Genomic DNA, 21,096 nt, shown 5'->3' with positions numbered 1-21,096 from the left:
TATAAATTATCTACCCTTTCACTTTCAAAATAAAAGCGATTTTTACCTGTCAGCTATTTTCTTTTGTAACGTAATCCCTTTTCCGACATTCTTCTAAGAAGCTGGTAAAACCAATTATCTGTCGGAGCTATCCAACTTTGTTTGAGCTCATTTCGTTTGTTGGTATCAAAATATCGGGGTGGAACGCCATCTAATTTGTCATGAGTGTAATATTGATCAAATCTTGGACGCTCCCCATAATTAAAACTTTCACCATTTGTGATAGTACTTTCCCAATATTCATTCGTTCGAATGCTTTTTGTCCACTGACTTAATAACTGCCCTTGTTCATCTATGATAAATTCACTATGGTAATCTCCAGAAAGAATCTTTCGGTAAAAGCCTTCTTTCCTGACTTTCTTAAATAGTCCTTTGTTTGTAAGAGTCCTTTTGCCTTTATCTAAGTCTGTATCTAAGATATCTATTCCTATTTGGGCTCGATTATGGTATTGAGGATCAGCATAGAACCAATGATCCTTAAGAATCATTTTTATTGCTTCTTCATCATTTTTCAGACCAAACCTCTTTTTGTATGCTTCCACATATTCGATGTTGTGTTTATCAAGTTGATGTCTAAATTGATGAATTTTAGTTTCATCTGCATATTTCTTTTTGATTGCTATCTTTGATAATTTTTTATCTTTTTTAGCTACTATCAAACCATTAGGATATGCTTGTTGCACAGTTTTTGAGTAAATGTCTAAAAAAACAGCACCTGGAGACATTTGAGGATGAAATTTGTATCTCGCCTCGGTTGAAAGCTGTAAATCTCCTTCATCGTCAAGATAGCCACCTAAATGACGGATGACTAGCATGACTTTTTCTTTTTTAGAAAGCTGACTAGTTATAAACATCTCTGTGTAGCTATCAGAACCAACGAAGAAAACATCTAGATAGTCATTGATTGGTCGTTTCGTTTGCTTTTTGATATTGGTATTTTTTTGTCTATTTAATTGATCTATGTACACCAAAAGAGCCACTTGATCCCAGCCATCCCTTTCAAGATTTTGTACCTGTTGTAAAACTGTTTTTTTATATTCATTAAATTTAGAATTGGGTAATCCAATAGGTCTTTCTATTCTTTCAAAAATCGCTGTACAAAAAATTGACTCTTCCATGTTTTTCTCCTTAGTGTCCATTTAAACTCTACTATACATGCTTTTCCATTAAATTCACACTATTCATATGTATTAAAAACAGAAAAATAGACAAACCATTTTCAGGTTTGTCTATACTCACTAATTAATATAATTCCAAGTACTGTTCTCTTTCCCACTCAGAAACAGTTTGACGAAAAGCAGCCCATTCCATCCGTTTTGCTTCAACAAAGTTTGCATAGATATGACCGCCTAGTGCATCGATCATCACTTCATTTTTACGTAATTCTTTGATGGCATTATGAAGGGTTGAAGGTAAATCATGGATTTGCGCGTCTTTACGTTCTTCTTCGTTCATCACATAAATATTGCGGTCAACGGCTTCTGGAGGTACAATTTCGTTTTTAATTCCGTCTAAACCGGCTTGTAAAAGAACAGCCATTGAAAGATAAGGATTTGCTGAAGGATCAACTGAACGCAACTCTAAGCGAGTTGATAGTCCTCGTGATTCCGGCACACGTACAAGCGGCGAACGATTTCGACCACTCCACGCAACGTAAACTGGCGCTTCATACCCTGGTACTAGACGTTTATATGAGTTAACGGTAGGATTACAAACCGCAGTATAGGCACGAGCGTGTTTCAATAGTCCTCCAAGAAAATGATAGGCAGTTTGGCTCAATTGCATTGGACCGTCTTCGTCATAAAAGACATTCTCGTCGCCTTTAAATAAGGACATATTGCAATGCATTCCTGAACCACTGATACCGTATAACGGTTTTGGCATAAAGGTCGCATGTAAGCCATGTTTACGAGCAATCGTTTTGACCACTAACTTAAATGTTTGAATATTGTCGCAAGCTTCAATCACATCTGCATATTTAAAATCAATTTCATGTTGTCCTGGTGCTACTTCATGATGAGAAGCTTCCACTTCAAAACCTAGACTTTCCAGCTCAAGGACAATATCTCTACGACAATTTTCACCCAAATCTGTTGGTGCAAAATCAAAGTAACCGCCGCGATCATTTAAATCCGTGGTGATTTTACCATCTTCATCTAATTTGAATAAGAAAAATTCTGGCTCAGGGCCTAAATTAAATGAAGTAAAACCTAGCTCTTCCATATCTGCAAGCGCACGTTTCAAATTACCACGGGGATCCCCTGCAAACGGAGTCCCATCCGGATTATAAATATCACAAATCAAACGAGCAACCTTTCCATGAGAGCTCTCCCAAGGAAAAATCATCCATGTAGAGATATCTGGGTATAAATACATGTCACTTTCTTCAATCCTCACAAAACCTTCAATAGAAGAGCCATCAAACATCATTTTATTGCTTAACACTTTATCTAACTGGCTTACTGGAACTTCCACATTTTTGATTGTTCCCATAATATCCGTAAACATTAATCGTAAAAACCGAACATTTTCTTCATCGGCAATTTGTTTGATATCTTCTACTGTGTTTTGTTTTTTCGTCATTTTCTTCCTTCACGTCCTTCATTTTTTGTATAAATCTCAACGATTATAATTTCGGTCCTCTAGATTGGAATGGATTTTGTTGAGTAAGTCCACCTTGAGAAATAAGTTCATCATATAAAATTTTCCGAACATCTTCATCTGTCAGCGGTTTGCTTGATTCTTGAGCATGGATTTGTTCTTCTAGCTTCATTTCATAAACACGTTTGATGCCTGCCATATTTAGACCATCAGACAAATAATCTTTGATTTCCAACAAGACGTCAATGTCATTCAGTGAATACATACGTCGATTACCTTCACTTCTTTCTGGATGAATCAAATCTTGCTCTTCATAATAACGTATTTGGCGTGCTGATAAATCAGTCAGTTTCATAACTGTACCAATTGGAAAAACCGACATGGATCTTCTCAGTTCTTTCTCTCTCATATCCACCCCCCTCTCTTTATTAGGTATAGAATATCAATACTTTTTTCTATTGTCAACGATTTATGTTAGGTTTTCTGACATAAAAACCTTTTTTCTATTTTTATTCTAAAATTTAACGATTCTAGACAATTTTGGAATAATTTCCTAACATCTTTTATCATAAATTATTATTTCTGTGATGAATTCTCACATTTATAAAAACTAAAAGGGTATCAGACAAGAGTGAAAATCACTTTTGTCTGATACCCTAACTTCGGATATATGGTTGGAGAAGATGTATAACGCTACTGTCCCAACCGCTTTTTAACTATCTTTGTACCAATCTCTTGTCTGGTATTATCATTGCGAAGAATTTGTCCACCTTGACCCATTTTTAGCAAATCCCTTAACATGATAAACGTTTTGATCTTCATCAAAAATTTCAGATAAAAGTAATGTATGTCGTGTTAGTTCACTTAATAACTGTCCTTGATCTGAAGGTATATCCAGTTCGTAAGGAACCAACAACTCCATCATTTTTTCTCTAACAGCTTTTGTAAGCTCATCTTTTCCCAAAGTACTTTTAGCACAAACCAATACATTTGGAAATAAGGTTGGTGTAAATTCATCTTCATCAATTTGATCACTTTTATTATAAACTGTTAGCACTGGGATCTGCTCTAAATCCAGATCATTCAGTAACTCAACAACCGTTTGTTCATGTTGCATACGTTCTTCAGCACTCGCATCCACTACATGCAATAATAAATCCATACTTCGACTTTCTTCCAAAGTTGATTGGAAAGCTTCAATTAACTGCGTTGGAAGATCTTGAATAAACCCAACAGTATCAGTAATCGTCACAACCATCCCTTGCGGAAGTTGCCATTTCTTTGTTAAAGGATCTAGCGTCGCAAATAATTGATCTTCTGAATATGTCCCAGCTGTTGTAAGTAAATTCAAAATTGTCGATTTCCCCGCATTTGTATAACCAATCAAACCAATTTGAAAGACATCAGAAGATCGACGTTTCTGTCTACTTCTCTCACGATGAGCGGTTACTTCTTTTAACTCACGTCTGATTGCGGTGATTTTATTACGAATATGTCGACGATCTGATTCTAGCTTAGTCTCTCCAGGTCCTCTTGTACCGATTCCACCGCCTAAACGAGATAATTGTTTCCCTTGACCAATCAAACGAGGTAAAAGATAATTCAACTGTGCCAACTCAACTTGTAATTTACCTTCTTTTGAGCGAGCCCTCATTGCAAAAATATCCAAAATCAATTGTACTCGGTCGATGACTTTCACACCCACTGCTTCAACAATTAATTGATTTTGTCTTGGTGTCAGTTCATGGTTAAAAATAACAATATCTGCTTCATAAGCATCGACTAGCTGAATCAACTCTTCTACCTTCCCTTTGCCAATCACAGTCTGTCGGTCTATGCGGGGACGTTTTTGTGTTAGAGAAAAGACTACTTCTCCCTGTGCTGTTTTAGTCAAATTTTTCAATTCTTTCATTGAGCCTTCAAATCGAGTGTAATTATCCTCTGTTTCTACACCTACTAAAATGACTTTCTCTACTATTTTATTCATCTTTTATCCTTCCGAAGAATACAGCCAATCCTCTATTTCCTTTTCTAATTCTAAAATAGTTTCAGGCGTTTGCACTAAATCCCACCAGCTAGCATTCATACGATTTCTAAACCACGTCAGCTGCCTTTTTGCGTATCTTCTTGAATTTTGCTTTACTTGTTCAATTGCTTCTTCTAACGTTTCTCTCCCTTCAAAATAAGGGAAAAATTCCTTATAGCCAATTCCTTGAATCGATTGTTGCGTTTGTCTTTGATGAAGCAAGCCAGCTTCATTTAACAAGCCTTGTTCAATCATTAGATCTACACGAGTATTGATTCGATCATACAACAGTCCACGATCTGTTTCTAAGCCAATCAGAAGGTAATCATAAAGTTGCTTAGGCGCTTTTTTAGGTGCTAAAATACTATGGCCCGTTTTATCAAAAACTTCCAGCGCTCGAATCACTTTTACTTGGTTATTAAAATGGATACTTTCAGCTGCTTGAGGATCTTTTTCCTGAAGTAACTCCCATAACTGCTGATTGCCATTGGCTTCAGCAAATTGCCGATACTTATCCCTAATTTCTGTCGATTCATCTTGAGAACCAAGTTCAAAATCATAAAGTAACGCTTGAACATAGAGTCCCGTACCACCTACAACGATCGGTAATTTACCTTTTTTTACAATAGAATCGATAGCTAGACGCCCTTCTTTTTGAAAATCGGCTGCAGAGTATGTCTCAGATACGTCTCGACAATCGATCAAATGGTGTACAATCCCATCACGTTCTTCTTCTGTCACTTTTGCCGTACCAATGTCTAACCCTTTGTATACTTGCATTGAATCCCCGCTAATAATTTCTCCATTTAATTTCTTAGCTAATTTAATGCTTAATGCTGTTTTTCCAACTGCTGTTGGCCCTACAATTACTAGTACTTTTTTCAATCTATTCATCCTTTATTCTGTATCAGCTCACGTATTTGCAATGCTTTACCTGGAAAATCTGTATGAATCCCTGCTAATTGATGGTTAAAACAAAAGATCATCTGTTCCTCATTATTTACAGTCCAAGGGCGAATTGCTTTTGGAAAATCTATCAATTTATCTTCATGCTTTAGCACCCAATTGATGTTAGGATGAATCCCTTCAATAAATGTTGATTCAAGCGCTCGTTGTTCATCACTATCTGACATTTCAAATATCGAAGCAATTTTCTGACTCTTCTCGATTTCCCAAATGATCTCCAAACTCTTAAAATTAAAGCTTGAATACATGTAATCAAACGTCCATTGCTGTGATTTCATTAGTTGAACGATTAACGCTTCGATCCCTTCGTAATGTATCTTATCTGTTTTAATTTCAATATTCAATAGACCTTGAAAATTCTCTTTTTTTAATAACAACAACACTTCTACTAAAGTGGGTATTTCCTGAAACATTGGATTTATTTCAAACCAACTACCAGCATCTAACTGTTTCAACTCTTCTAGTGTTAAACGGTTCACTTCACCATGCCCATTTGTCGTACGGTCAACAGTTTCATCATGAATCACGATCAACTCATTATCTTTTGATAAATGTACATCCAACTCTATTCCATCCGCACCAATATGAATGGCTTCTTTAAAAGCTGCTAACGTATTTTCTGGGTGGGTTCCTTTGCTGCCACGGTGGGCGATTATTTTTGTCATAGTTGTCTCTCCGATCGAAATTATTGTATCACTCATAACGATGAGTATCAAACAATTAAAAGGATTAGCATTTTAAATCTCTATACTTTTCCATCTAAACAGAAAACCCTAGATGAATTTCACTCTAAGGCTAATAAACATTAATTTAATTCACTTTCTCCTTGGATGGGTATTTCGTGGAAAATAAAAATTTGATAGCTATCACCATGAAGAAAAGTCACTATTCCAATTTTGAGAAACTATAGGTAAAAAGGATATTGTGTAACTCGCCAAATAGACTCGTATTTAAAATAGCCCCTAGAACATCTAGTCAACTTTTTAACAAAAAGTAAATAGCTTTTCCATCCCCAGATCTATTCAATTTATTTTTGAATGCCACTTTGTTCATATGTAGAGAATCAATTCTCATAATAGATTCTTCAATACCTTATACTATAACCGTTTCTTTAGAAAGACCTAAGACATTTGTCATTGCTTACAAACTATGCCATTTTTGCTTAAGCTCCTGATATCAAAGTGTTATGTCTATAATGATAAACTGAAACTATTAAATCTACACTTTGAGCATTTTTTAGATGTTTCAGTTTGTACTTTATCAGAACATGTTGCTGTCCCATTTTCTATCAAGATATTATCTGTATTTATCGCGCTAAAACCAAATCTCTATCTAGAAAATCAACCTAAACTATTTCTTCATTACAAAGAACAAACCTTACAAGATTCATCAATAAATATTTAAAAATCCACTGATAAATCTTATAAGGTTTATTTTAATTCATGATTCGATTGTATAGTCTTGATTTCTCTCTGAGAATTAGCGTTTATTTTTTTCTGACATAAATAAAGTCTTGATTACCTTAATTTCACCAAAAATAGACATACAAATAAATACTACTCCTAGCCAAACTATCCCTCTAACTAGTAACGTAAAAAATAGACTAGAGAAACTTAGGAAAGGATTTGTTATGAAAACAACTATTGCTACTAATATACCTATAAAAGCAGGAATAATCAGCTGTTTCAATGCATCTTGTAGTCTGCCATCTAAAACTTTAGTCATTAATAACCAATAAGATACAGTAAAATTAACAAGATTAGCAAGGCATACAAAAATAGAAACATAGATAATCGTTCCAAGGCTCACACCAACTACTATACTAGGAATCATTATTAAAATAGAGATGATTCCACTTATTAGTAGCTTATTAGAATGATTTCTCGCCATAAATATACTACTCGTTACAGCATTTAGCATTTGAGCCCAGAGACTAAATGATAAAATAGAAAATGGAATCACTGCACCGTACCATCGTGAACCAAAAAGTAAAAAGATTATTTCCTTTGCATTTAACATCATAAAAACAGTTAAGGGAAAAGCAATTAAAGCTAATACACGAATAATTTTGAAAAAGGTTTCTCTAATTAGTTTTACATTATCCTGATGTTGTGAAAGTATTGGTTGCAATACAGGTGTTATAACCCCCAAAAACACCGTAGTGGGCATCGTAAGTAGTTGATAGCTTTTTTGATAATTAGCAATAGGAACTGGACCTAAAAATTTTCCTACTAATAAATTATCTGAATTTCTTGAAAGGTAATTAAAAATAGTGAAAAATAATTGGTTTCTTGTAAATGCTAGAATAGATAAAAAAGGTTTGATGCTTAAACTTCTAGTGAATTGAATTTTTACTGCAGAAAAATTTAACACCAATGAAACTATTGCTGGTATAACACTGCAAATAACTAAAGCATATATGCCAAATCCAGCAAAAGCAGCTGAAATACCCAAAATAGCCCCAATAAAACTAGAAAAAAACAAACGTAAATTCAATGCCCTAAAGCGCAAACTCTTATTTAAAATAGCCCTAGGAACAGCATTTATTCCTTCACAAAATACGATTAACGACATTGACCAAAATAATGTCTTATAAACATCGTTATGATATATATGAGCTACTAAATTACCTGATAGTCCAAAAATAAGTGTTAAAAAAATTGAAAATAACACAGTGTAATTAAATAGTATTCCGTAGTCCTTCTCATTCAATTCCTTTCGTTGAATAATCGCCGGACCTATTCCAGCAGAAGCTATCATTTGAAAAAATAATAAATAAACTTGAGCATTTGCTGCTATTCCAAATTCTTCCACTGCAATTAGTCTAGATAGAATAATATTAATCAGTAATTGAATTAATATTACACTATACTGACCCAGAGCTGTAAATATCATACCTATGCGAAAAGTATTATTCATTTTATGAAAACCATTCCCTTATTATAATTTAAAGCCACTCTAAAAAATATTAACATACAAATACTGAAAACTCAGAAATTGAAGAATCAATCTCTAACCGAACAAAACTATCAAATTACAATATTGAAGAAATTAGTAACGTTCCGATCGATGTTATCCTTTTATAAAAAACTCATTTAGTAATCTTTCTAATCAATTTTTTGATGAGCGTTTCTTTATCAATTTGATTTGTTTTATACATTTTACTAACTAATAAAATAAAAGAAGAATAGACGAACCATGTTGAATAGACAACTTTTCTTGGAAAAAAAAGTTTTGAGTAAGTTTTATTTTGAAGATACAATCTCTTCATCAAGTCTTTTGATAAATCTGTTTGATCTTCCACACATTTAACAGCAAGAAAATCATTTACATTCATAGCCTTTTGATAAAAATGCTTTAATGCTTCGGGATGATGTTCTTCAAAAAAGAGTAATGTAAGTTCATTCTTTTTTAGGATATCAAAGTTTTTTTGACTTATCTTTGAAGTTAAAGTTGAATTCATCGTAGTTCTATAATAATAACAAACAGTATCTACAAGAATAATCTCATCAATTTGATCAATTATTTCATAGAAAAAAATACCATCTTCATAGATAATTCCTTCATGAAATTTGACATGATCAATAAGCGTATGATGATAGATTTTTCCTGAAGCCGATACAGCATGATAATCTGACGCATATAGCTTTTCTACTAGTGATAAAAAATCACCTTTTAATGAGGTCATTTCCACTGACAAATTATTAGACAAGTCTTCTATTTTTTTAGAGAATTTACCCATAGCAATTTTTACATCCATTTCACTCACTGCTTTATAAAGAACTTCTACATGAGTTGAGGATATTAAATCATCACTATCAACAAAAATAAAATACGTCCCATTGGCATGTTGAATCCCAACGTTTCTCGCACTAGATTGTCCACCATTTTCTTTTACAATCAATTGAATATTATTCTCTGGATGATCATCACAAAATTTTTGGGCAATTATTCTTGATTGATCCGTTGATCCATCATCAATCAAGAGAATTTCAATATTCTTATACGTTTGAGAAATTAGACTTTCCAAACATTCTAATAAATAATTTTCCACATTATAAATAGGGACAATAATACTAACTAGTTCACTCATCGATAGCTCCTTTCAAATAGGCAATTACGGGAGAAAATGTTTTATCAAAAGTAAAATTATTTTTCCCGTAAAGATAGATTTCCTCCGAAAGCTGTTTTTTAGTTTTGTCTTTCAAAAGATTTTTATACCAATTTTCAATATCAGAAATTTCTATTGCTGTGTCATCACTAGAAACCCTATAATAAAAAGGTAAATTTCGCTCATCCAAGTCTGTCTTTACACCAGAAATAATCGGCAGACCCTTTGCAAGGTACTCTTTTCCCTTTAAACTACTATTGTAAGAAACACCTGAACGATGTCTTGCCAGAGAATCCACACCAATATCTGCTGCTTGATAAAAGGAAGTAAGTTCAGAAAGCTGTTTTCTACCTTCCAAATGAACTACATGTTCAAGTTGATAATCTGTAACCATCTTTTGATATTTTTTTAAAACAGGTCCATCCCCTATAAGCGTAAAAGTGATTTCAGTTTTATTTAGGTTATTGGCGTAATACTTATGTAAACCTTCAATAAGCCGATCATAGCCATGATAAAAACAAAGTGTTGCTACACCTAATAAATTAATTGATTGATCTTTTTTTTCACTCCCAATATTTAAACCTGAAAATTCATAGGCATTAGAAATATTGAGACATTCTATTCCAAAAATTTTTTGATCGTCTGAATAAGTAACTACACGATCAACATATTTTGTTAATTTTCCTGTCCACAATTTCTCCTTCATCATAATGTCAAATTTAACTAAGCCATTAAATTCATCCATATAAGGATATGTGGGAACTTCAAGGATTACGATTATATTAGGATTAAGTGTTTTTGCTTTTTTTACTAATCTAACAACACTCTTATCTAATACAGCACCTTTTCTTATGTACACAAAATCAAAATTTTTCCAGTTTATAGTTTTAGTATTAAAGTATTGTTCAGAGAAAAATGGAACTAGATTTCTTAATAAATGAAAAATATTCCTTTTTCCATTAATTTGTCTAGTCATATGAAAACCATTTTTTTCAAACTCATTTAATTGCTTATTAATTTTTTCTAAGATGCCATATGCATGTGTTAAATCTTGTGATAAGTATATTCCATTCATAAACTAATCCTCTTCTGTTTCATTCATCTTCTTCTTTAAAAGTGATAATTCTTGTGTCAGTACTCTTAATTGTTTTTCTGTATTAATTAGTGTAATTTGCGTAACCAAAGAGAAAAACAAGAGAATTCCAGTTAATAAGAAAAGAGCTAATGACGTTAATGTTGTAATTCCTAAAAATTTAGCCACTGTATTTCCTATTGGCGGGAACAATGCACCAAGTATCATAATAATCCCTAAGAAAAGCCATTTATTCATTTGACGCACTTCAGCGTGACCTTTGCGAGTCAAGTGGACAGTAGACGTAAAAAAAACAATCGCTATGATAACTGCTAAAATTTGTAATTGAAACGGCATTACTAAACTCCCTCCTTATCTATTAATGACGCAATTAAAATCGATAATGAAACATTAACCATGTAACTAACAGAATTTATAATATTAATACTAGACTTTCCAGTTTCTCGTTCAAACATTTTGACACCGACTTCTTTAATTCTATGTTTATTAGCTATCAGATACATATAACTTTCAGGTTCAGGATACTTGCTTGGGTATCTATCTACGAATTGCTGAATTATTTTTCTATTTCCCGCTCTGTACCCACTTGTGACATCTTTAATATTCACACCTGTCAATATTCGTATTAAACTAGACAAAATTTTAATACCTAATTGTCTAGCACCTGAGGATTTGAATTCTGAATCACTATCTAAAACAAATCTTGATCCTACAGTAAAATCAGTTTGATTTTCGATGATTGGATCGATTAGTTTAGATAGAGAATAAATATCATGTTGACCATCACCATCAAATTGAACCGCAATATCATAGCCTTCATTAAGTGCGTACTTATATCCAGTTTGAACAGCACCACCGATACCTAAATTGTAGACAAGTTCAATATGGTTAATATTATTTTGCCGTAAAACTTCTTCTTCATTATCCGTAGAACCATCATTAATTACAACATAATCAAGGTTATAAGGACATGCTTGTCTATATTCTTCTACTTTTTTTATTACATCCACAATTCCATCAGCTTCATTATACGCTGGAATGATCAATAAGATTTTATTAGTTTTCATTTTACCGTCCCCAAAAGTTGATTACGTATTGTTTGATTTCTGATTAAATGTATAAAACTTCATTATAAGTTTAGATATACTTTTTCCCCAATATCGTTCAAACAATACTTGCTCTTCGATTTCCCTCGTTTTATCAATTGTATTATTCGTTGTTTCAGAATCTTCATGTATTCGATGAAACATCAATTTTTTAGAAATATACTTAATATGCCCCTCTTTTTTCATGATTCTCTCCCAAGCATCCCAATCTAATGTCATCTTAAGGGTTTCATCAAATTTGAAGTCTTTTAATCTATCCATGTTATAGGACACTGCTGGACAAGAAATAAAATTACCAAAAGCATAAATTCTTCTTTGGTACCATTTAAATGGTAAAATAGATAACATATGAAGCCCAAATGTTTTAATATATAAATTAATATTTCTTTTTCTTAAGTTTCCTTCGTTATCTATCTCACTATAGTCAGTAAAAACAATATTACACTGTTTTTGTTTTTCAAAAGCTTCAAACACCGCTTCCCCGTAGTCAGAAACATATACATCATCTTGATGCGCAATCGTTGCATAGTTTGTTTCAACAAACGATAACGCATTATTCCAATCTTTACCAATGCCTCCACCTTGAAGCGTAAATATTGAAATATTATATTCTTTACATAATTGTTCGATATACTCATTTGGTGTACTTGTATACAACTGTACTTGTGATACACCAGCTTCTACAAGCGTTTGACTAACACAAGACTCAATGCAAGCTTTCAAATAAGGAGATTCTCCATAAGCACATATCATAAAAGTATGTTTTAACTTTTCCATACTGTTCCTTTCTTATCGCCATTAGCTAATAAAATAATTAATACAAAGAAAAAAATTAAGTTATCACCATCCGAAATTTGATCAGTTTGGTCGCAGATAACTTAATTGTATTGTACTATTTAAAATTGTGATATTCAAGTTTGCTTAGCAAACACTCATTATTCAGCGCAATTATTGCTTCGCAGAATAATGAGTATCTTTAATTAATGTGCTAAGAAAAAGAGACTCTAAAAAAATGACTGTTTGTTATTTACGAAATATTCGGTAACGGATCCTTTGTAACTTTTGACGAATTTTAAATTCTAATCGTGATAACTTACTCTTATTTTCATCTATAGTTAATAGATTGCCGATATGCCGAACCGAATTATCTTGATAGTGTTTATTACTATTTATTTCCTCAATAATTTCACTATAAACAACTGAAACTTCATAGATATTTTTTGCTTCTGATACAAAAACTAGCGCATCTTCTTGAACCTGTTTAAAGTTTTCTAATGTCGTTTCAATTACAGAAGTCAATTGATCTATATTACCAGTTTCATACATTTGTCCAAATTTAAACATTTCATAGGCAGAAGAATGTCCCGGATTATCAGATAAAATGACAGGAATACCATTTAACAAAGCTTCAACATAAACTAAACCGAACGTTTCCATTGCAGAAGGAAATACACAGATATCTTTATCCGTTATATATTCCCAAGGGTTTTCCATATTTCCCAAGAATGAAATATTTTTTAAGCGAGACTCTTTGATATGAGCCGTACATTCTTTTTTATACGTTTCGTCCCATCCACCAATAAAAACAAGTTCTACATCTGAGCGATTCATCTTTTCAAATGCTTGAATAAGTTCAAGTTGATTTTTTCTTTCAGATATTCTCCCGATAGATACGATTCTTTGTTTATTTCCAATTTTCGGCTTTATTGTTTCAATTTCCGTATATGGGGAGAAAGATTTTATTTCTCTCTCAGGAAACAATTCTGTTATTTTCTCACTTAATTGACCATTAACTGCAAAAATTTCAGCAGAATAATCATCAATGAAATCTAACTTATTAATATAATAAGAAAATTCATTATCCGGAAATTCATGAATTAACCAAAAATGTGGTGTATTCATTATTGCTGCTGCTACAGCGCCTTGAAAGATATTCACTGTATTGCTAATAACAATATCAACTTCATTTTCTTCAATTACATCCGCTATTTTTTTAATAGCTGACCTATACGAAGCAGCTCTCTCAGCTTCCGTTCCAAATAAGTGCCCAGGTGCATCTTCCCACCACCAGCGTTGACTATTAATTAAAACACAGTCAATACCACAATCAGTAAAACGTTTTGAATAGTCATTCTCAGTGACTTTTTGTTGAGTTGGGGCAATGTTTATCACTTTATACCCTTCAAAAGCCAAAAATTTCATTAAATTAAAAATTGATACTTCTGCTCCATTATCTAATGTACCTGTTGGTGAAATAAAGAGAATTGTTTTCATAATAAGATTCCTCACATTTTATAAATATCCATATAAAGCAACACAAGAATTAAGCACTGTAACTATAAATACTAACTTCATAACAAACAACTGTGTTTTATTTTCATCAAAATTAGAAAATAAATTATTAACTGCAAAATGAGGTTTTTTAATTACAGGCGCCAGGAGCAGTGGTACAAATCCCAACATGTAAAAATGATATCTCCCTTGGACTCCAGAGACATGTAAATCACCAACTTCAAAGACTCTTGGATCTCCAGTAATTGCATAAATTATTCCTAAAGTAATTATAGAAAAAATAGCTAAAAGCATTCTTACAAAAATTTTATTTACTTGAAACTTCACTTGTAAAGTTATTAATACAAATAACACAATAAACACAATAATATTTGTAAAACCTAGAAATCCAGCTTGCATAAAGAATGGCTGTGGTTTCTGTATCGACTCAAAGATTGTTACAACTACATCAGAAAAACCTCTTAATATCAATTCGACAGAATATACTGGATGGTTGATAAAATAGGATAATCTCCCACCACTTGATGTATTTTCGATGATTTGATCTGCCGAATGACTTCCTGGCATAAAAAATTTAAACAGCATATTTTGTACTAGCCACAAAAAACCTAGGAACAAAAAGGACATGATAGTACATACTGCCTTCAACCATTCTCGTGGACTTTTATAGTTATTTTTTTGTAAAAATAGTGGTAATAACATAAGTAAAATAGTTGGTGCCTTACAAAATACTAATCCTAAACAAGTAAAACTATACTTGACTACATTACTGAAAGTAACTTTTTTATCTCCACTTAGAAAATTGGTGATCTGTGCTAATACCAGCAAAATTAAACCATAATATAAATTATCATAGGTAAATCCCGATGAAATCCAAAGGGTATATGGTATTGCTGCTGTTACAAAAATCTGTAGTTTATAATTCCGACTGGTTTTAACAGCAGCCCAAACTAAAAATGCATAGAATAGTAAATTAAAAATTCGACCTAAATAATAAGAAACTGCAACTTTGTCACTAATCAGTCTACCCGCAACTATCCCTAGTGCACTTGGAATATACGCAGGATTATTAAATCCAGATACATCTAAAAGTTCTTTTTCATAATTTGAAGGGATATGTTCTAATTGAAGAAACTCTTGATTATATAAATTAGTATTTAATAAACTTTTATATTCAGGCTTACTTGGCAGTTTTGCAACTCCAAGAAAATCTGGTGAAACCATTAAAAAGTTTTTTTCGTTGGTTTGATTTCTTATTTTTCCATCCGCAACCTCTAATGCATGATAATAATGCGTATTTTCATCCAAATTTTGTCTAATAGGCATTATAAACGCATTTAATATTCCCATAACTGCTATGAGTATGAAGGCATTCCGAGATATTTTGTTTTTATCACTTAATCGACAAAAGGATAATAACATTACAAAAGCGAGTACAGCTAATCCCATATACAATTTTGGCCATATAGCAAATTTATACTGTAATAAAAATTGACCAAAAATCAGAAAAATAGTGAAAAGTAAAAACAACTTTTTATTTCGCCTTAATTCTTCAAAATTTTCCTTAATTAGATTCATTATTTTGACTCCTTAAAAATTTGGTCAGTTCATCTTCATGATTCACTGTAATTGTATGTTTAAGAACATATTCATAGGCTTTTGTAGCTATACATTTTCTATCTTCCAAAGTTTGAACTAAGCGATCTAACTTTTCAAACCAATCTGCATCATTAACAAGAATTCCTGTTTCACCATCTATAATCATTTCTTTAAATGCTCCAATATTACTGGCAACCGTAGGTACTTTTACCAAAGCAGCTTCAATCCATTTTATTTCCGACTTCGCTTCATTAAAAATTGAATTTACTAATGGAGCTATATTAATATCAACTTCACTAATTAATTGGGGTAGTTTTTGCCATGGTACAAACGGGTGTGTTTTTATTCTACTACTGAAAGGTTTCATATCATCTGGAAGATCCAGGTGTCCAACTAGATGAAGTTCTAAATTATCATATTTTTCTAGTAATTTTATGATAGCATCCTTCACCAATTCAAAGTTTTCATTATGCGTAATAGAACCTGAAAAATAACCTATTTTTACTATTTCATTTGGTTCATCGTAATTTTTCATTACTTTTTGGCTTAATTCAACTAATTCCTTATTCGCCAAATTTCTGTTTAATAATACTAGATCTTTATAGTTAAGAAGTTCACTTTGCATTTTTTGCGTTGAAGTAACGACTCCATCACATAGCTTTAACATCTCTCCATAACTAATCACACCATTATCATAATTTTGTTTTTCAGATGCTGGCAGTTCCTTAACATATGTTAACTGATCTGTATACTGAGTATCAATCACTAAATCATCTATATCATATAAAACGACCTTATTATACTTACGAGCCAAATGAATTAAATCAATTAACTTATTATCAAGCGGCGCACGATAAATGACGATATGACTTGCATGCTCTGCATAACCCATTTGAAAAGAAGACAAATTTACACTCCAAACATCATACCCTAAAGATTCTAATTGTTCTATTTTATTTTGAACTCGATATTTTGTCAATTGAGGAATCGCATTTTCCACTCCATCAATAATCAATATATGTTCTTTTGCTTTTTTATTTTTAATATCAGCCATAATCTGCTCAATGATTTCTATTGGGTAGCTTGTTTCTGATTTTATATATTCTATCAAATCAGGAATCTCTGTTTCTCTAAGTAATCCTTGCCAAGCAAACTTATCATTATTATAGTTAGAAAAAGCAGTATACTTGATTAACGGTACACCTTCTTTTACCATTTTCAAAGGATGGATATACATCGGACTATCCTCATTATTTTCATTGAGTGCTCCGTGTTTGAACCCTAAATCTTCAAAATGTTTAGTAAAGACTGTTTCATGTTTGCCTATTGCTTTATTTCTTGAATCAGTATCATCTAAACTAGCCCAATAGTCATAAAATCCATTATAGTTTAACAAAGATTTTTCAATAATTAAAAAGTAAGATTGCAAGTGAATAGGTATAAAACCATACTTGTTATATTGAGTAAAATCATTTTGTTCTTCACCATATGAAATTCCCCAAAAATCTAATTTTTTTTCAGCCATCTTAGAAAATACGGGTGAAAAATCACCAATTGGTCCGACATTCGTATCATTAACTAATAACAGTTCATCATATTTGATTAATTGTTCTTTTCCAAAATAGTTGATTCCATATCGAAACGCAGCAGTATCGTACCCTTGATTGCTTCTTAATTCAACGTGACCTATTTTTGATAACTCTTGAATATCACTTTCTGGTAAAGATCCATTTACAACTATCAAAACGTTATCAACAATTTCAGCAAGAGCATTTAAAAAAAACAACTTATATCGTTGAAGTCTCTCTTGATCTTCATAGATTACAAAAATCAATACTCTACTGGGGTGATTATAATTATTTTTCTTTCTTTGACTGTCTCTTACTTGTTTGAGGAGAATTGTCTTTGGACTAGGCAATTGTTTTGTCTTTCTTACTAGGAATCTATTTGTTTTACGAATCCCTTTACCAATCAATCGAGGGTTTCTCAAAATTTTTGCTCCTAATTTTAGTGGTTTGATTATAGAATTACCAACTTTAAAGGATTTAGAATTCAAGATTTGATTTTTTTCTACTTCCAACATTGATACTACGTTAGTTAAATGTTGATTGGTATTTGCCATCATTGTATTCTCATCTACTAATTTTAGTTTTTCTAAATTTACTTGCTCCTGCTCATTCGTTCTAATAATGATTTCTTTATTCAACTCTTCAATTTGTTCTGAAAGGTTAATTAAATTATGCTCTTGATTATGAATATGATTTGTCACTTCTTCCAAATGTTGGATAAGATCACTTAATCTATCTGACAATGTAAGGATGTTCTCTTTAACTGCTCCCATAACTTGCATAGGGAATTTACTGATATATTTACTTAAAATATACAAATAAACTTCAAAATAAAACCTTTCGGATACATGATTACCTTTCCTTGAAATTGAATCATTTAATACACGATAATTCAATTTGGCATCATGACATTTTTTTGGTGCAGCACCATTCATTAAAATCATATTCATGATAAAATCGTAATCAACTAATTTTTTCCGATTTAGTTCTATATCATATCTGCTATCTTTAATTTTTGACGTTCGAATTAAAGAACAATTATCAATATAATTCGACGATAAATAAGATTCTAAATCGAATTCTTTCGCTTCCATAAATACATCATTTGCATCAACATCAAATAAATCTGTATAAACAATATCTGCCTGTTCATTCTGTGCTGTAGAAATCAGTTTTTCGACATAATCATTATCCAGATAATTATCACTATCAACAAATAAAATAAATTCTCCCTTAGCCCACTCAAGACCTTGATTTCTGACAAAACAAATACCAGCGTTCTCTTGAGAAAGAAACTCTGTATTTTCATAGGGCGAACTTGGCAATAGTTCTGTAATAATTCGACTGGAATCATCTGTTGATCCGTCATTAATAATTAAAAGTTCTATATTGCTGTAAGTTTGCGAAAAAACGCTGTTCAGACATTGCGCAATATACTTTTCATGATTATAGCAAGTTATAATAATAGATACTAAATCTTTCAATGTCAGCTTCACCTTTACCTAAGTTTTATCATATTTTTAAAATATGTTTCGGAACTTCATACATAACAAATGATTACTTTTCTGATAGCCAAGAACCATTTCTTTTTAAAATCCCACTACTTGAAATCCGTTCACTTTTACTCATGTTATCTTTTTTAGCCACAATAATTACTGGCGAATTTTCCTTATCTGCAAATGCACAAGGTTCGTCATCGTCGTTACGAATTGAGACATTTAATTTTATCGTACAACCATTGATGCTGTTCAAATTACATTTATATCGTAATTGTTTCGTACCTTTACCTGAAGTCATTTCATCAAATGAATTATCGTTATATATCCAAACATTTCTATCAATGTCTACCATTGAAAATGCCACATACGTTCTCATATTGTCAATAACATCATAAGAAACGGTAAATTCAACTAAGGAATTGTCATTATCAATAATGGTTTCAGAAAGTAATTCTACCTGTAAATTTTCAATCAGTTTTGTTTCTTCTTCTTTTTCTTTTTCTGTTTCTGTTTCCTGTTCTTCATCATTAGATCCTTCAATGACAGTTGCAGCACCAGTTTCCATAACATTTGATAGAGAGTACTGATTAGCAACATCTTCTGGTGTTCCAATAATCTTCACTTCACCTTTATCGATCATCATTGCTTTATTACAGTACTTACGGACTGCATCCATTGAGTGTGTCACTAATATAATTGTCTTCTTGTCTTCTCTAGCCTGCATAAAATAATCATTACACTTACGCTGAAAAGCTTCATCACCAACAGCCAATACTTCGTCTAAAACCAAAATATCACTTTTGGATTGAATCGCAACTGAAAAAGCTAAACGAACTTGCATTCCGCTTGAATAATTTTTTAATTTTTGATTCATAAAATCGGAAAGTTCAGCGAACTCTACAATATCATCATACATGTCATCAATCTCAGCCGTTGAAAAACCTAATAAGGCTCCATTCAAATAGACATTCTCTTTTCCAGATAACTCTGGATTAAAACCAACACCTAATTCAATAAATGAAACTAATTTACCATTGATTTCAACATTGCCTTGCTCTGGCACATAGATTTGAGAAATGATTTTTAATAATGTAGATTTACCACTACCATTTCGTCCAACAACGCCAAAAAAGTCTCCTCTTTCAACTTCAAAAGAAATATCTCTGAGTACTCTTTGTTCTCTATACCCTTTAATTCCTTGAAAATAATTAACAATTGTCCGCTTCAGACTTGTCGTATTTTCAGTTGGAAGTCTGAAGCTTTTGCTTATACTATCTACTTTTACTGCAACTTCATTTTTCATAATTAAAGAATCTCCGCAAACTTCTTAGAATTTTTATTAAAAATTAAAAAGCCAAATATCAGTACGATAAAAGGTATGATATATGGAATGACCATAATAAATTTATTATCAATCAATTGCCATACTGTAACATTAACAGGACTTGTGAACCAGTATCGCATATCCTGAATCATCTGAGCCATTGGATTTAACAATAACAATTTTGCAATTCTAACATCTGCTCTTTGAATAATTAATGTCACTGGATAAATAATTGGAGTCATATACAAACCTATTTGCAAAAGAACTTCCCATATTGGACCAATATCTCTGAATCTTACATAAATTGTAGCCAAGATAAATGCAATTCCTAATGAAAATGCATATAATTCAATGAAAAGAAGTGGTGCCAAGAATCCAAATACGGATAAATCAACTTGATTGATCAGAGCAAAGATAAAAACAATAACTAGACTGATTATCAAATTAATGAAGGCATTTATTGAAACGGCCACAACAACTATATAGGTTGGAAAGTTGAGTTTTCTTAATAAATCTCCTCTATTAACAATTGACACCATACCTAAATTAGTTGTCTCATTAAAGAATCCCCATAAGACTTGACCTAAAAGTAAAGCTACCGCAAAGTGAGGAACATCATCTCCAAAACGCAGAAAATAAATAAACACTATATACATGACCGCAAATAGCATTACTGGCCTTAAGACTGACCATAAATAACCAATAACGCTTCCTTGATACCTTAATTTAAAATCAGTTTTTACCAGTTCTTTCAATAAGATTCGATTCTTTTTTTCAAACATTAATAAATTCTCCCTCAAATATCAGTTTTTGAAGAATGACAACGTTGATACTTTTATTGTCATAGATCATAAAAAAACTTACTAACACAG

17 protein-coding genes are annotated in these 21,096 nt (G+C 32.0%); all 17 read right to left on the bottom strand.

Annotated elements, in window-relative coordinates; genetic code table 11:
• Window positions 1–53: 53 nt before the first annotated feature.
• Window positions 54–1,157: a DUF3114 domain-containing protein gene (locus tag BCR23_RS05650; RefSeq protein WP_083241895.1), complete on the bottom strand. Its 1,104-nt coding sequence runs from the start codon at window positions 1,155–1,157 to the stop codon at window positions 54–56.
• Window positions 1,158–1,281: 124 nt separating this feature from the next.
• On the bottom strand, window positions 1,282–2,622 hold the full coding sequence (glnA, locus tag BCR23_RS05645) for a type I glutamate--ammonia ligase (protein ID WP_069634502.1): 1,341 nt from the start codon (window positions 2,620–2,622) through the stop codon (window positions 1,282–1,284).
• Between the two features lie 43 nt (window positions 2,623–2,665).
• Window positions 2,666–3,049, bottom strand: a complete 384-nt coding sequence (locus BCR23_RS05640; RefSeq protein WP_069634501.1) for a MerR family transcriptional regulator — start codon at window positions 3,047–3,049, stop codon at window positions 2,666–2,668.
• Between the two features lie 339 nt (window positions 3,050–3,388).
• On the bottom strand, window positions 3,389–4,627 hold the full coding sequence (gene hflX / locus BCR23_RS05635; protein WP_069634500.1) for a GTPase HflX: 1,239 nt from the start codon (window positions 4,625–4,627) through the stop codon (window positions 3,389–3,391).
• A gap of 3 nt (window positions 4,628–4,630) precedes the next feature.
• Complete coding sequence (gene miaA, locus BCR23_RS05630; RefSeq protein WP_069634499.1) at window positions 4,631–5,551, bottom strand: tRNA (adenosine(37)-N6)-dimethylallyltransferase MiaA; 921 nt, start codon at window positions 5,549–5,551, stop codon at window positions 4,631–4,633.
• 5 nt (window positions 5,552–5,556) lie between these two features.
• Window positions 5,557–6,297 (bottom strand): glycerophosphodiester phosphodiesterase, encoded by a 741-nt coding sequence (locus tag BCR23_RS05625; RefSeq protein WP_069634498.1) that lies wholly within the window; start codon window positions 6,295–6,297, stop codon window positions 5,557–5,559.
• Window positions 6,298–7,111: 814 nt separating this feature from the next.
• The gene (locus BCR23_RS05620) at window positions 7,112–8,551 is read right to left on the bottom strand and encodes a lipopolysaccharide biosynthesis protein (protein WP_069634497.1); all 1,440 of its coding nucleotides are present in this window, start codon (window positions 8,549–8,551) and stop codon (window positions 7,112–7,114) included.
• A 172-nt stretch (window positions 8,552–8,723) separates the two neighbouring features.
• Window positions 8,724–9,725, bottom strand: coding sequence for a glycosyltransferase family 2 protein (locus BCR23_RS05615; protein WP_069634496.1), 1,002 nt, complete (start codon window positions 9,723–9,725; stop codon window positions 8,724–8,726).
• Window positions 9,718–10,818 carry a glycosyltransferase gene (locus BCR23_RS05610; protein WP_069634495.1) on the bottom strand — a complete coding sequence of 367 codons (1,101 nt, stop codon included), beginning with the start codon at window positions 10,816–10,818 and terminating at the stop codon, window positions 9,718–9,720. Before BCR23_RS05610 ends, BCR23_RS05615 begins: the two co-directional genes overlap by 8 nt.
• A 3-nt stretch (window positions 10,819–10,821) precedes the next feature.
• On the bottom strand, window positions 10,822–11,172 hold the full coding sequence (locus tag BCR23_RS05605; RefSeq protein ID WP_069634494.1) for a DUF2304 domain-containing protein: 351 nt from the start codon (window positions 11,170–11,172) through the stop codon (window positions 10,822–10,824).
• A 2-nt stretch (window positions 11,173–11,174) separates the two neighbouring features.
• The gene (locus BCR23_RS05600; RefSeq protein WP_069634493.1) at window positions 11,175–11,903 is read right to left on the bottom strand and encodes a glycosyltransferase family 2 protein; all 729 of its coding nucleotides are present in this window, start codon (window positions 11,901–11,903) and stop codon (window positions 11,175–11,177) included.
• 21 nt (window positions 11,904–11,924) lie between these two features.
• On the bottom strand, window positions 11,925–12,719 hold the full coding sequence (locus tag BCR23_RS05595; RefSeq protein ID WP_069634492.1) for a glycosyltransferase family 2 protein: 795 nt from the start codon (window positions 12,717–12,719) through the stop codon (window positions 11,925–11,927).
• Window positions 12,720–12,965: 246 nt separating this feature from the next.
• Window positions 12,966–14,216, bottom strand: a complete 1,251-nt coding sequence (locus tag BCR23_RS05590; protein WP_069634491.1) for a glycosyltransferase family 4 protein — start codon at window positions 14,214–14,216, stop codon at window positions 12,966–12,968.
• A gap of 18 nt (window positions 14,217–14,234) precedes the next feature.
• A complete protein-coding gene (locus tag BCR23_RS05585) occupies window positions 14,235–15,812 on the bottom strand; it encodes a DUF2142 domain-containing protein (RefSeq protein WP_083241894.1) in 1,578 nt (525 codons plus the stop codon).
• Window positions 15,799–18,885, bottom strand: a complete 3,087-nt coding sequence (locus tag BCR23_RS05580; protein WP_069634490.1) for a rhamnan synthesis F family protein — start codon at window positions 18,883–18,885, stop codon at window positions 15,799–15,801. Before BCR23_RS05580 ends, BCR23_RS05585 begins: the two co-directional genes overlap by 14 nt.
• A 73-nt stretch (window positions 18,886–18,958) precedes the next feature.
• Window positions 18,959–20,203, bottom strand: coding sequence for an ABC transporter ATP-binding protein (locus BCR23_RS05575; protein WP_069634489.1), 1,245 nt, complete (start codon window positions 20,201–20,203; stop codon window positions 18,959–18,961).
• A gap of 2 nt (window positions 20,204–20,205) precedes the next feature.
• On the bottom strand, window positions 20,206–21,006 hold the full coding sequence (locus BCR23_RS05570; RefSeq protein ID WP_069634488.1) for an ABC transporter permease: 801 nt from the start codon (window positions 21,004–21,006) through the stop codon (window positions 20,206–20,208).
• Window positions 21,007–21,096 lie beyond the last annotated feature (90 nt).

It is taken from the genome of Enterococcus quebecensis (assembly GCF_001730365.1).
GTDB classification, from domain to species: domain Bacteria; phylum Bacillota; class Bacilli; order Lactobacillales; family Enterococcaceae; genus Enterococcus_L; species Enterococcus_L quebecensis.
This window is presented reverse-complemented; position numbering and strand designations above follow the sequence as displayed.

What these genes read in the sequence shown, in the direction of transcription:
- BCR23_RS05650 (WP_083241895.1), bottom strand. Translation starts at nt 1,157, where the DNA reads ATGGAAGAGTCAATTTTTTGTACAGCGATTTTTGAAAGAATAGAAAGA.
- glnA (WP_069634502.1), bottom strand. Translation starts at nt 2,622, where the DNA reads ATGACGAAAAAACAAAACACAGTAGAAGATATCAAACAAATTGCCGAT.
- BCR23_RS05640 (WP_069634501.1), bottom strand. Translation starts at nt 3,049, where the DNA reads ATGAGAGAGAAAGAACTGAGAAGATCCATGTCGGTTTTTCCAATTGGT.
- hflX (WP_069634500.1), bottom strand. Translation starts at nt 4,627, where the DNA reads ATGAATAAAATAGTAGAGAAAGTCATTTTAGTAGGTGTAGAAACAGAG.
- BCR23_RS05625 (WP_069634498.1), bottom strand. Translation starts at nt 6,297, where the DNA reads ATGACAAAAATAATCGCCCACCGTGGCAGCAAAGGAACCCACCCAGAA.
- BCR23_RS05620 (WP_069634497.1), bottom strand. Translation starts at nt 8,551, where the DNA reads ATGAATAATACTTTTCGCATAGGTATGATATTTACAGCTCTGGGTCAG.
- BCR23_RS05615 (WP_069634496.1), bottom strand. Translation starts at nt 9,725, where the DNA reads ATGAGTGAACTAGTTAGTATTATTGTCCCTATTTATAATGTGGAAAAT.
- BCR23_RS05610 (WP_069634495.1), bottom strand. Translation starts at nt 10,818, where the DNA reads ATGAATGGAATATACTTATCACAAGATTTAACACATGCATATGGCATC.
- BCR23_RS05605 (WP_069634494.1), bottom strand. Translation starts at nt 11,172, where the DNA reads ATGCCGTTTCAATTACAAATTTTAGCAGTTATCATAGCGATTGTTTTT.
- BCR23_RS05600 (WP_069634493.1), bottom strand. Translation starts at nt 11,903, where the DNA reads ATGAAAACTAATAAAATCTTATTGATCATTCCAGCGTATAATGAAGCT.
- BCR23_RS05595 (WP_069634492.1), bottom strand. Translation starts at nt 12,719, where the DNA reads ATGGAAAAGTTAAAACATACTTTTATGATATGTGCTTATGGAGAATCT.
- BCR23_RS05590 (WP_069634491.1), bottom strand. Translation starts at nt 14,216, where the DNA reads ATGAAAACAATTCTCTTTATTTCACCAACAGGTACATTAGATAATGGA.
- BCR23_RS05585 (WP_083241894.1), bottom strand. Translation starts at nt 15,812, where the DNA reads ATGAATCTAATTAAGGAAAATTTTGAAGAATTAAGGCGAAATAAAAAG.
- BCR23_RS05575 (WP_069634489.1), bottom strand. Translation starts at nt 20,203, where the DNA reads ATGAAAAATGAAGTTGCAGTAAAAGTAGATAGTATAAGCAAAAGCTTC.
- BCR23_RS05570 (WP_069634488.1), bottom strand. Translation starts at nt 21,006, where the DNA reads ATGTTTGAAAAAAAGAATCGAATCTTATTGAAAGAACTGGTAAAAACT.